Origin of the sequence: Arsukibacterium sp. UBA3155 (assembly GCA_002364615.1) — a bacterium.
Lineage (GTDB): Bacteria > Pseudomonadota > Gammaproteobacteria > Enterobacterales > Alteromonadaceae > Alishewanella.
Genome location: DEYP01000002.1, coordinates 129,474 through 142,488 on the forward strand (window position 1 = coordinate 129,474; position 13,015 = coordinate 142,488).

Below are 13,015 nucleotides of genomic sequence, written 5' to 3' on the forward strand. Positions count from 1 at the left end.
CAGGTGTTACTATTGTTCAGAAAGGTAGTTGGCCAGCTAATGTATATTTTACTACTTGGTTATGGGTTAACAGTGGCCGTAACGGTGCATGCGGCCAATACGACAAGCCATACATTGCAAATAACTAATGAAATGCAGGCGAGGCCAGAAGTCACTGACGATACCGAAGAGAAAGACAGGTTAAACTGGGCCATTACTGACGCTCCGCCGTTTCATGTGATCCATGGCGAATATCAGCGTCAGGGGGTATGTGATGTGTTAATTAAAGTGGTGCATCGTTACATGTCAGATACCCGGCCAAGGTATCTGGTGATGCCCCAGCCCAGAATTGCTCAGGCATTAGACAACAAAGAACCGGTGTGTTTTCCCTGCATGATCTTTAAACCAGAAGGAGAGGACAGAGCAGTTTACAGTATGCCAACGCACCTTTATTACCCGCATCATGTCATTACTGATGAAAATACGGCGAAAACGTTAAAGGCACTCTATGGTGAGCCGATTTCCTTAGCCACATTACTGGCTGACACTCGCTTCCGGCTGGGCTATCCTTCGGGTCGGCGTTATGGTGTGTTGCAACCCTTAATAAATGAACATGACCCTTATCTGGCCCGCTCAGGCCCGGGCGGCTCTGTGGCCATTTTGAATATGATCAGCTCGGGCAGGCTTGATTACACCATTGATTACCCGATGATTGCTAACTATTTTCAGCAGCTATACAACCGTAATATGGTAACCATCGCTATTTCAGAAAATGATCAACAGCCGGTGGCTGGTGCCATAGGTTGCGCAAATAATGCCTGGGGTAAGGAACAAATATCACGAATAAATCGCGTGATGCCGCAAATAAGACAAGACCCGGAGTTTCTGGAAGTATTAAGAATGTGGCACAGCGACGTTAGCAGTATTGACTTTAACATGTTCAATGAGCAAGGTTTACGCGCCTTTGATGAGGCTGCAGGGTCAACTGAACAAAATTAAAAATTATAGTGATAGTGATAGTGGAGCAACACGTGAAGCAAACAGGCAGTTTAGTTTGTGTCGGTACCGGTATGACCCTGGGCTCGCATATTAGTCCGTTAAGTCGCAGCTATATTGAACAAGCCGATGTAGTATTTTTATTAGTCGCAGATGGTATTACTGAACAATGGGTGGGCGAGATGAATGCCGATGTTCGCTCGTTACAGCCCTATTATCAGACGGGTGTATCGCGGATGCTTAGCTATCAGCAAATGGTTGCAGCTATGCTGAGCGAGGTACGGCTAAATAAAAAAGTGGTGGGGGCGTTTTACGGTCACCCCGGGGTGTTTGCCTGGGTACCGCATAAGGCCATCGCCGAGGCGAAAGCTGCGGGTTTTGCCGCCCATATGGAGCCCGGTATTTCAGCAGAGGATTGCCTGATAGCGGATTTGGCTATCGACCCTGGTGCTTATGGTTGTCAGCATTTTGAAACCAGCCAGTTTATGTATTATAAACGCACTATTGATACCGCAGCATATCTTATTTTGTGGCAGGTTGGGGTGGCGGGAGATCTCAGCCTGGCCAAACGCAGTACTGACGCCCGTTACCGGCAGTTACTTATTGAGTTGTTAGCTGCACATTATCCGTTAAGCCATCAGGTAATATTATATGAAGCAGTAACCCTGCCCATTCAGCAGCCGCGGATTACTTATTTGTCGCTTGCCGATTTGCTAAGTGCTCCGATGGATCCGAAAACTACTCTGGTGATCCCGCCGGCGACCAAGATGGTCGCTAACCAGCCCATGCTGGATAAACTGGCCGCACTACAGGCAGATAACAACGTTGCTCAATAACCCTAGTGCCCCTGTTGTTTGTTTTGACGCTGGCTTTTTAAGTGTCAGGCTGTTGCTTGCGACAGATCAAAAGCTCTACCGGCAGCTTTTTACCAGCAAAGCGGTAATGCAATGGATTGGCGAGCCGTTAACTGACAGCCAGTTGACCTGCAGCTTTGCTGCGGCGCTTCAGCAAAACTTAGCGGCATCGACTGAACTTAAGCCAAATAGCCGGTTATTTCTGACTATTACTGACCCGGCAGCGAACACCACTCCCGGGTTAATGGCCGTAACCTTTAATACCTCAGTACATGCCAATCGTTTTAACGCGGAGATTGGTATTATGCTGCTACCGTTCGCCCAGGGTAAAGGTCTTGCTGTTACTGCGCTTATCAGTTTATGTCAGAGGTTGCTGCAACTGCCCCAGGTCATACACATAATATGCAGGATTACCGACGGCAATCTGGCTGCAATAAAGCTGGTTAGCGAGCTGGGCTTTGTGTATTGTAAGCAAGGTAATTACTATAAATTACATAATAATAATAAAATTACAGATACAGGACGCTTCGCATGAATAATGTATTGCAGTTATTACAACGGTTAGGAGAGGATGCTACGCTGCGTCATCTTGCTGATACTCAGCTTGAGCAGGTTGTTAACCCGTTAAATCTGGACCCGGCAATCCAGCAGGCAATATGTCAGCATGACGATATTAAATTGGCACAATTGCTTCATGCCAATAATAAAATTGTCTGTATGATCCTGCCGGCAGAAGAGCCGACGCCTGACGATGAGCCCAAAAAGCAGCCGGAGGATGCACCCGAGCCTGCAGATCCTGAAATTAAGCGGGCGGTTTAAATTAATGAGTAGAAAAAAACAGCAGCACTGACCTTATGAATGTTCTAATTAAAGTCATTACGGGTAGCGCTGCGCTGTTGCTAACGCTGCTTATTCTGATACCTGCAGGCTTTGCAAATGAACCTGCTAAATTGTCTGAGGAACCCACTGCTGAGCAAGCTCTGACCATTCAACAACAGTTAACCTACCTGGACAATATAAGACTGGAAGATCAATCTCAATTTAGAGCCGGATTGGCCAGATTAAGGCAATTACAATTGTCTGAGACGGCTGATATTGAGTATTTAATGTTGCTGAATGCCTATGAACAAGCCCTGCTAGGGCAATATGATAGGGTATTGCCTGTACTGACCCAATTACTGGACGCTTCTTCAGATCCAACCATGATTATTAAAGCCCGTATGCTGGCCGTGAATGTCCTTTTGTTGTCAAATCGCCATGAACTGGCTTTTTCCTATTTTGAACAGTTAACCAATAACATATCTGCTATTACTGATCCTGAATTGATGGCGCAGGTTATTGTCTTAGTGATGTTTACTTATAACCAACTCGAACGCTATGATTTATCTTTATTATATTTGCGATATATCGATTTTAATTCAATACCCCAAAAATTAGCGTGTCGGATAAATGTCATTGGCGTTGAAGCAAAATTTAAAAAAGTTGACAGTGTCGCTACTGAAAATGAAACAAATATTGTGATAGATGAATGTGTAGCGGCCAGAGAATTCATTCCTGCAAATATAGCCAGACACCATTTAATGCGGCATTTTTTAAAGAATAACGAACCTGAGAAAGTGCTGGCAATTTATCAGCAGTATATTGAAGAGATAGAAAACACGCATTATCCGATGTTGATATCGCAAGTCCAAGTTCTCGCCGCTCAGGCTCAGCTGCAGCTAAATAATATTCAGCAGGCTGCAACGCTAGCGAATCAGGCGTTGCTTAGCGCAAAGAGCAGCCCTAATAACGTTGCGCTGGTAGAGGCCTACGCCACCTTATATCAGATTGCTAAACAGCAAAAAAACTACGCACTGGCTTTGCAGTATCTGGAGCAACAGTATCAGGTCGAGGAAGAGTTTAATGCCAGTAAAGCTAAACAACAGGCGGCTTATCATACCGTTAAGTCGGAGATTGAATTAAAAAACCAACGGATTAATTTACTGGACAGAGACAACGAACTGTTGTTTTTACAACAAAGCATTTATCAGGAAGAAGTGAAAAACAGTCGTTTGCTGTTGCTGTTAGCGGCCCTGATTGGCTGTATTGCTCTGGTGCTGGCTTACCAGGGATTAACCGGGCGAAAACGTTTTAAAATAATGGCAGAGTACGATCAACTGACCGGTATCAGTAACCGCTACCATTTTAATAACCAGGCCAAACAGACATTAAAGTATTGCCAGGCTAAACACTTGCCGGTGGCGATAATCTTGTTCGACCTGGATCACTTTAAAACCATTAATGATCGGTTTGGTCATGCCACCGGAGACTGGGCACTGCAGCAGATCGTGCAGGCATGTAAGCAGTTTATGCGATCAAACGATATATTTGGCCGGATTGGCGGCGAAGAGTTTGTTATTATGATGCCCGGTTGTGAATTAGATAAAGCAACCTTACTTGCCGAGATATGCCGGGATGCCATCGCCAGTATTGATTGCAGCAGTAGTGAGCATCAATTCAGCCTCAGCGCCAGCTTTGGCGTCAGCGGCAGTGTTGTCAGTGGATACGATAACAAACAGTTGTTGGCAGATGCTGACAAGGCCATGTACGAAGCAAAAGCCATGGGCCGCAATCAGGTGGTCGAATATCAGAAAACTGATCAATAAGCGCAATAATAAAGCATACGCTACAGCTGCCAAGTGGAAGGAGTGACGATGTATGGCACAGCAACTAATACCTGCTGATGATTTTCTTAAACTTACCCTGAATAATCCTCTGGGTTTAGCCCCCTTCGGATTTACATTAGCTAATGGTATTGAAGTCAAGGTATGGGATAGTGGGGTAATAAGCTTTGAGCCCGCCGGGGAAACAACTGAAGATGTGGTGTTGTCATGTGGTGTACATGGCAACGAAACCGCACCCATTGAAATTTGTGCTGCTATAGTACAAGACATCCTGACCGGGCGTTTAGCGGTCAACGTCCGGTTATTGGTACTATTTGGAAACCCACCAGCGATTAATGCCGGTACTCGTGAAATTACTGAAAATCTTAACCGACTGTTCTCTGGTCATCACAGTAAAGGGGCGGGCTTAATTAATCCGGAAAGGCAGCGTGCAAAAGCGCTGGAGCAGTATGTTACTCAGTTCTACCAAGGGTTACCCGTAACCAATAACGTTATGCGTAACCGCAGTTTGTATGACTTGCATACCGCTATTCGCGGTTCCCGTTTTGAAAAGTTTGCGGTGTATCCTTATCTGCATGGCAAGCCCTGGCGCCAGGCCGAGTTTACGTTTTTAGCCGCATGTGATGTGTATACCGTGTTGTTGATGCAAACGCCGGCCAGCACTTTTAGCTATTATGCTTCAAATGAACATGGTGCAAATTCCTTTACCATTGAACTTGGCAAGGTTAAGCCGTTTGGTCAGAACGATATGGCGCGCTTTGCCAAGGCGGATAGCAGTTTACGGGCGTTAATCTGCAATAAACCGGTAAAATCCGGCGCCTTTGATCATAGTCAGTTTAATATGTATCAGGTATATCGCTCTATTATTAAGCAAACGGAGGACTTCAAACTGCATTTTGCTGACGATATTGAAAACTTCACCAGTTATCCTTTAGGAAGTCTGTTAGCCACAGATGGAAATATTGAATACCGGGTTGAACAAGAAGGTGAAGCTTTGATTTTTCCCAATGCTAATGTAGCGATAGGCCAGCGGGCAATGTTAATGGTGGTGCCAAGCTCTGTAATAGATAATCTGCAATAAAACCCTGCTGTAAGGCCAGTAATATAATATGGCTGGCAAACAGTAAATATAACCTGACAGCTCAGCGGGCTGTCAGGTTTTTTTGTGCCTGAGCACGGTTGCAATGCAGTTTACGTAAAGGTAAAGTTCCCGGCAAATAACCATAATCGACAGCGTGTCCACAACCCAAGAGATAGCTATGACGAACCCAAATAATGCCACCATCACCACGGTGCATAATGCAGCTTTTACTGCTGGTGATGCGTTAAAAATTCCTACTCTGCGAATTCTTAAAGACGATGGCAACCTTTATGACGGTGCCGATAAACCGAGCCTGGACAAAGAAACCGCCCTGAAAATGTATGACACTATGGTATTTACCCGGGTGTTGGATGAGCGGATGCTGGCCGCACAACGCCAGGGCCGGATCAGTTTTTACATGCAGTGTCTGGGCGAAGAGGCGACTACAGTAGGTAGTGCTGCCGCTCTGGATGAGCAAGATATGATTATGGCGCAATACCGTGAACAAGGCGCATTGCGCTACCGCGGTTTTAGCCTTGAGCAGTTTATGAACCAGCTGTTCTCTAACGAGAAAGATCTGGGTAAAGGTCGTCAGATGCCAGTGCATTATGGCAGTAAAGACATTTATTACATGACAATATCGTCACCACTTGGCACGCAAATTCCGCAGGCAAGTGGTTACGCGTACGCTCAGAAGCTGCGTGGTTTGAAAAACACCACTATTTGTTACTTTGGTGAAGGTGCGGCATCGGAAGGGGATTTTCATGCGGGCCTAAATATGGCTGCCGTTCACAAGGCACCAGTGCTATTTTTCTGTCGCAATAATGGCTATGCCATCTCTACTCCCGCTAATGAGCAGTTTGTTGGCGATGGTATAGCGTGTCGGGCCGTGGGTTATGGCATGAAAGCGCTGCGGGTAGATGGCGCTGATATTCTGGCGGTATATCAGGCTACTAAAATGGCCAGAGACTATGCACTTGAGCATAACGAGCCAGTATTAATTGAAGCCATGGCTTATCGATTAGGCGCACACTCTTCTTCGGATGACCCAAGTGGCTACCGTTCGAAAGAAGAAGAAGAGTTATGGCGAAAAACCGACCCGATATCACGTTTTCGCTTATGGTTGGTAAAGCAGGGTTGGCTGGACGAAGACGCGGATAAAGCAAAAATTGAAGCGCTGCGTGGTGAAATTCTGGATGCACTGAAAGTTGCTGAAAAAGTAGCGAAACCTGGAATAGAACATTTAATTTCTGATGTGTATCAACAGCCGATCCCGGCGTTACAACAACAATTAGATGAATTAAAACAACATATCAGAAAATACCCGGATGCGTATCCGGTGACGTCGGGGAGAATGGACTAATGGCCAAAATGAATATGCTGCAAGCGATTAACAATGCGCTTGATTTAGCCATGGCAAAAGATGATGCCGTAGTATGCTTTGGGGAAGACGTTGGTCATTTTGGCGGTGTATTCCGGGCAACCAGCAAACTACAGGAAAAGTACGGTAAAGCCCGCTGCTTTAATACCCCGTTAACCGAGCAAGGTATTGCCGGTTTCGCCAATGGTATGGCGGCACAAGGTATGAAGCCGGTAGCGGAAATTCAGTTTGCAGACTACATTTTTCCGGCGTTTGATCAAATCGTCAATGAAACCGCAAAGTTCCGCTATCGTTCAGGTAACGAGTTCGATGTTGGCGGTTTAGTGTTTCGCAGTCCCTATGGTGGTGGCATTGCTGGCGGTCATTATCACAGCCAGTCACCTGAAGCCTATTTTGCTCATACTCCAGGCCTTAAAGTGGTGATACCGCGTGATCCGTATCAGGCAAAAGGTTTATTACTGGCCTCTATTGCCAGCCCGGATCCGGTAATATTTTTTGAACCGAAAAAACTGTACCGGGCGTCAACGGGTGAAGTGCCTGAAGACTATTATGAAATCGAATTGGGCAAAGCAGAAGTTGTGCAGCAAGGTAAAGACATTACAGTTTTAGCCTGGGGCGCCCAAATGGAGATTGTTGATAAAGCGGTGGCAATGGCACAGGATCAAGGTGTTTCCTGTGAAGTTATCGATTTACGCAGTATTTTACCCTGGGATGCCGACACTGTTGCCGCTTCCGTTAAGAAAACCGGCCGGCTGGTTATAAATCATGAAGCGCCATTAACCGGCGGTTTTGCCGGTGAAATTGCCGCTACCATTCAGCAGATGTGTTTCCTGCATCTGGAAAGCCCGATTGCCCGGGTTTGCGGTTTAGATACGCCGTATCCGCTTGCACTTGAAAAAGAATATGTGGCTGATCATCTTAAAACTTACGAAGCCATTATGCGCTCGGTCAATTTCTAAGGAGATAGTATGAAACAGGATTTTATACTGCCGGATATTGGTGAAGGTATTGTCGAGTGCGAGATTGTTGAGTGGCTGGTCAGCGAAGGTGACACCATAAAGGAAGACCAACCGGTTTGTGATGTCATGACGGACAAAGCCCTGGTGCAAATTCCTGCTGTCCACAACGGTGTGGTTAGCAAGCTGTATTACGCCAAAGGCGAGATTGCTAAAGTGCATGCGCCGCTGTTTGCCATGGAAGTTAAAGATGAAACCGTAGCCGGCGCTGCTGCACCGACTGGCGAAAGTAAGTCATCAGATAGCGTAAAACCGGCGGCAACTAACACCACTGAAAACACAGAAGACTTTATACTGCCGGATATTGGCGAGGGTATTGTAGAATGTGAAATTGTTGACTGGCTGGTAGCCGAAGGCGACAGTATTGTCGAAGATCAGCCGGTCTGTGACGTGATGACCGATAAAGCCCTGGTGCAAATTCCGGCTAAATACTCAGGTGTGGTCACTAAATTGTATTATGCCAAAGGTGAGATTGCCAAAGTGCATTCGCCACTATTTGCGATGCAAATAGCCGGACAGGCTGCACAGGCTTCAGCGCCCGCTAAGCAACAAACTGCGGCAGTAGCCGGTAACGACAACTCTGGTAATAGTTCTGGCAACGCTTCTGGCAGCACTTCTGGCAGCACCACTGATAACGCTTCTGGCAACAGCACTGTGGCGTCCAGCGGCAAGGCATTAGCCAGCCCTGCTGTACGCCGGTTAGCCCGAGAGCTGAACATTGATTTGGCTAAAGTGCCTGGCTCAGGTGATAAAGGCCGGGTTTACAAAGAAGATGTTAAAGCGTTTGCTGATGGTGCGGGTTCGCAGGCAGGCAGTAATCGCCAGGCACAGGTTCAATCCGCATCAGGTTCGGCTCAAGTGAGCAGTGGCAATCAGACTGCTGACAAAGTGGAGCCTATCAAAGGCATTAAAGCGGCAATGGCCCGTCAGATGGCGGATTCTGTCGCCACAATTCCGCATTTTACTTACTGTGAAGAGATTGACTTGACTGAGTTGATTGCGCTGCGGTTAAGTCTGAAAGACAGCTATGCCAAACAAGGCGTTAAGCTGACGATGATGCCGTTCTTTATGAAAGCGTTATCGCTGGCAATTAAAGATTTCCCGGTAATGAATAGCCAGCCAAACAGCGAATGCACGGAGTTACGTTACTTTAGCGAGCATAACATTGGTGTGGCGGTTGATAGTAAAGTGGGTTTACTGGTACCCAATGTAAAAGGCTGTCAGGCGAAATCTATTGTTGATATTGCCCGCGAGCTTAGTCGCTTAACCGATTCGGCCCGCGAAGGGCGGGTTAGTCCGGCAGACTTAAAAGGCGGTACCATTACCATTTCTAATATTGGGGCAATTGGTGGCACGGTCGCTACGCCTATTATTAATAAACCGGAAGTGGCAATAGTGGCGCTTGGTAAGGTGCAGACGTTGCCTCGCTTTAATGCCAAAGGCGAAGTGCAAGCAAGGCAACTGATGCAAATAAGCTGGTCCGGCGATCACCGGATCATCGACGGAGGCACGATTGCCCGCTTTACCAATTTGTGGAAACAGTATCTGGAGCAACCGACCTCGATGCTCGTTAGCATGATTTAAGCAGTTGGCAACGCTGGCTGTTTCTGATAAAAACCCACTTTGATAGTGGGTTTTTTTATGGTGAATAATACCGTGGGTACAGGGAACGAAAATGTACGAGTTTGAAGACTTAAGAGTGTTAGTGCAGGCTAAAAGCCCCCTTATTGTCATTGAAACCTATGAAGAGTTACGGGCACTGGCATTAATAAAGCGTTTGGCAATAAACCTGATGCGACCGGTCTTTCAATGGACCATTACTGACGGGTTACAACGGACCGATCGGGAGAGCAGTCCGCAAGCTTTTAACATTGAACCTTCGCAGCTACTGGCACAAATTAAGGGCACGCGGGTGCCCGGTATTTATGTATTATGTGACTTTCATCCGTTTTTAACGGAACCCCGTCACATCCGTTTTCTTAAAGAAATTGCTCAGGCGCACGAAAGCCTGGGTCACACCCTGATTTTATTAAGTTATGCCCTCGAAACCCCACCGGAACTGGCGCGGTTAAGTTACCGGTTTCAGTTGTCACTGCCAGGCGAGCAGCAGATCAGGCAAATGATTAATGAAGCTGCAGATAAATACAGCCGAGAGCATGGCCAGTTAGTGGCCATGGCTCCGGCAGATGTCAGCGCCTTGGTGCAAAACTTAGTCGGGTTAACCTTTGATGAAGCGAGACGCCTGGCGTACAAGGCGGTCGCGGATGATGGCGCAATAACGCAGGCTGATCTGCCACGAATTACCCGAGCGAGGTTTAGTATGCTACAAAGTGGCGGCACATTGAGTCAGATATTCGATACAAAAGGTATGGACGACGTCATCGGCCTGACCAATTTTAAACGTTGGCTTGCACAACGTCAGCATGCATTTCGACATAATGGCGCGGATACGCCTAAAGGTATTTTATTGACCGGAGTACAGGGAAGTGGCAAAAGTCTGACTGCTAAGGCTATTGCTGGCGCCTGGGCGATCCCGCTATTACGTCTGGATATGGCTGCACTGTATAATAAATATATTGGCGAAACCGAAAAGAACCTCAGTCAGGCGCTGGCTCAGGCTGATGCGATGGCACCTTGTGTGCTATGGATTGATGAAATAGAAAAAGGCCTGGCGGGCGGTGACAACGATAACGGCGTTACCCGGAGGATCCTCGGAACCTTGCTAACCTGGATGGCAGAGCGGACCAAACCGGTATTTCTGGTTGCCACGGCGAATAATATCGACGAACTGGCACCGGAACTGCTACGAAAAGGCCGCTTTGATGAAATATTTTTTGTCGACTTACCTGACGATAAACAAATTAAAGCGCTGCTGGGATTGCACTTGCAGCGCCGGCAGTTAAGCTTAAGCGATACAGAGCTTGACCAATGTGTTGCGCTGGCGCAGGGGTTCTCAGGTGCTGAATTGGAGCAGGCCGTAGTGAGTGCCAGTTATCGTATGCATACCGATGGTGGCCGTTTCAGCCTGCAGCATTTAATGGCCGAACTGAATGAAACTCAACCCTTGTCAATTGTAATGGCCGAACGGATCAACAGCCTGCGCCGCTGGGCAGAGCAACGTTGTGTTATGGCATAGCTATTACCAGTAAGCATCATTAACAGGAAAGCCATGCCAGATAAAACCGACAAGATCCCGCTGCGAAACTTCTATATACCGGAAGAGCAATCGGTCTATCTACTCAATGCGAATGACGCTAAAAAGCTTAAGGACTGGGTGGCGCTTTGTATTGAAGAACTGGAAAAACTGGGATACCGCCAGATAGAACTGATTGGCAAAGGCGCCTATGGTTTTGCTTTTGCCGGGTTTGGCCTGGATGGGGTGTCTTATGTGTTTAAGTTTTCGAGGATAAATTTAGCGCCGCATATTCAGGAGCGTTTGGCCGACGAAGCTTATATGCTGTCACTGGTAAAACATCCCGCGGTACCGGCTTACGTTACCTATCAGGTGATTAAAAAGCAGGGGATATTAATGATGGGTCGGGCCGCGGGCCTGGATTTAGAGCAATACAGCCTCAAAGTAGGGCGTTTATCGGTGCGCCTGGTGGTGGATATCGCCGCACAACTGGCTGAGTTACTGCTATTTTTGCGCCAGCAACAGATCCATGGTAATAGTGCGCCAATCGTGCATGGTGATATTAAGCCTTCTAATCTGGTGTTTGACGAGCAAACCGGCAAGATAAGTTTAATAGACTGGGGATCTTCCGTCCATGCTCAGCTAGATAGTCAGGGACAGTATCTGGCAAATAATGTAATGCAGTTAATGTCTGCTGATTTACAGCATTCCAATGCCAGAATGGGTGATGTTTATTTTATTGGCCCGGAGCAACGTACCGGAGCACTTTCCAGTCCACGATTTGATGAGCAGGGCATTGCCAGTACGCTGTATGCTTTAGCATCGGCACAATCATGTCGTTTTGGCCGCCTGGCCATACCAGCACGCAGTTTAGGGTTACCGGTAGAGTTTGCCACTATGCTGGACAGCATGCTGGCTGATGACCCGAATTTGCGCCAGCAGGCCGGTGATTATTTTATCAGCAGAATGCCGCAATTAAGCCAACTGGTGTTGCCCGCGCTGCCATTACTTCCTGACGAGGCATTGTTACCGGTCTGGTGTAGCGCTCAAAAACAAGAGCTGGATACCGTTGTCTATTCTTCTAGAAAATCGTTTTTACGTGAGCATCAGGAAGAAGCCGACTTACATTATGTTGATGATGTGCAACTGGAGCGCTATTACAAAAATTATCTGGAAGGAATGGGCGAGACCGAGAAAGCGTTTATCGCTGCAGTAGGGCGGCTGGCTCGCTACCCTGTTGTAGGTGGCCTGGCAATTCATTGGCAAGCTGGCGGTGTCTATATCGATTCCAGTTTAAATTTGTACGACCATAGTCTGAAAGTGGCGTTCAGCCATGCGGTAAATAATGTCGTTAATCTTGGCCGGGCTATTGGTAAACTCGGTGTGTTTAAAGCCTGTTTGTTTGATGCCCGTAATACTATCCATATTAGTCGTGAAACAGTTGAACAGCCGTTTATTGTGCCATCTAAAGCCCTGATACCTTATCAGAATGCGCCGGTTGCCAGCCAGGAAGAAGCTAGCAAGCAACATTCCTATTTTGAAGATGGTAAAGATCCGGACGAGCAGCTCGTTTTGCCAGAAGCGATTATGGATGATATTGCCAAACTTAATCTGATCCGGCATACCGGTTGTATTATTTTTGAAGTCACATCACTTTATATGAAAGTGCATAGCTACTACCGGTTATTAGATAGCGCCGCCGAACCCGAGTTTTCATCATTACTGGCCAGTATTCTGCGCAAAGTTCCGCTGATCAGCGGTGAGGGCGTCGGTGGCTTTATGAAATTACCTTATAAAGATACCCGTTTTTTCGGACATCAGCCGCAGACCAGTGCCTGTTATTACCCGGCAAACCCAATGCGATTTGGCGGTTGATGGTACATTTTGTGCGATTTGTAACCAGTTTATGCTT

The 13,015-nt window shown here is 47.0% G+C and carries 11 protein-coding genes; all 11 read left to right on the forward strand.

Annotation, left to right across the window (positions count from 1 at the left end; translation table 11 throughout):
- The first annotated feature begins 12 nt into the window (after positions 1-12).
- The 11 genes from B2X65_RS00680 to B2X65_RS00730 all read left to right on the forward strand — a co-directional run bounded on the left by B2X65_RS00680 (position 13) and on the right by B2X65_RS00730 (position 12,978).
- A complete protein-coding gene (locus B2X65_RS00680) occupies positions 13-978 on the forward strand; it encodes a hypothetical protein (RefSeq protein WP_290609868.1) in 966 nt (321 codons plus the stop codon).
- Positions 979-1,010: 32 nt separating this feature from the next.
- Positions 1,011-1,811: an SAM-dependent methyltransferase gene (locus B2X65_RS00685; protein WP_290609870.1), complete on the forward strand. Its 801-nt coding sequence runs from the start codon at positions 1,011-1,013 to the stop codon at positions 1,809-1,811.
- Between the two features lie 52 nt (positions 1,812-1,863).
- On the forward strand, positions 1,864-2,364 hold the full coding sequence (locus tag B2X65_RS00690; RefSeq protein ID WP_290609871.1) for a GNAT family N-acetyltransferase: 501 nt from the start codon (positions 1,864-1,866) through the stop codon (positions 2,362-2,364).
- Entirely contained in the window at positions 2,361-2,648 is a 288-nt protein-coding gene (locus tag B2X65_RS00695; RefSeq protein WP_290609872.1) for a hypothetical protein, read from the forward strand. Before B2X65_RS00690 ends, B2X65_RS00695 begins: the two co-directional genes overlap by 4 nt.
- A gap of 35 nt (positions 2,649-2,683) precedes the next feature.
- Entirely contained in the window at positions 2,684-4,474 is a 1,791-nt protein-coding gene (locus B2X65_RS00700) for a tetratricopeptide repeat-containing diguanylate cyclase (RefSeq protein WP_290609873.1), read from the forward strand.
- A gap of 52 nt (positions 4,475-4,526) precedes the next feature.
- The gene (astE, locus tag B2X65_RS00705) at positions 4,527-5,573 is read left to right on the forward strand and encodes a succinylglutamate desuccinylase (RefSeq protein ID WP_290609875.1); all 1,047 of its coding nucleotides are present in this window, start codon (positions 4,527-4,529) and stop codon (positions 5,571-5,573) included.
- Positions 5,574-5,751: 178 nt separating this feature from the next.
- Positions 5,752-6,936: a thiamine pyrophosphate-dependent dehydrogenase E1 component subunit alpha gene (locus B2X65_RS00710; protein WP_290609877.1), complete on the forward strand. Its 1,185-nt coding sequence runs from the start codon at positions 5,752-5,754 to the stop codon at positions 6,934-6,936.
- Entirely contained in the window at positions 6,936-7,913 is a 978-nt protein-coding gene (locus tag B2X65_RS00715) for an alpha-ketoacid dehydrogenase subunit beta (protein ID WP_290609879.1), read from the forward strand. The genes B2X65_RS00710 and B2X65_RS00715 overlap by 1 nt, the downstream gene beginning before the upstream one ends.
- Positions 7,914-7,922: 9 nt before the next feature.
- Entirely contained in the window at positions 7,923-9,554 is a 1,632-nt protein-coding gene (locus B2X65_RS00720; RefSeq protein WP_290609881.1) for a dihydrolipoyllysine-residue acetyltransferase, read from the forward strand.
- 91 nt (positions 9,555-9,645) lie between these two features.
- Complete coding sequence (locus B2X65_RS00725; protein WP_290609883.1) at positions 9,646-11,106, forward strand: AAA family ATPase; 1,461 nt, start codon at positions 9,646-9,648, stop codon at positions 11,104-11,106.
- A gap of 33 nt (positions 11,107-11,139) precedes the next feature.
- A complete protein-coding gene (locus B2X65_RS00730) occupies positions 11,140-12,978 on the forward strand; it encodes a protein kinase domain-containing protein (RefSeq protein WP_290609885.1) in 1,839 nt (612 codons plus the stop codon).
- The last annotated feature ends 37 nt before the right edge of the window (positions 12,979-13,015 follow it).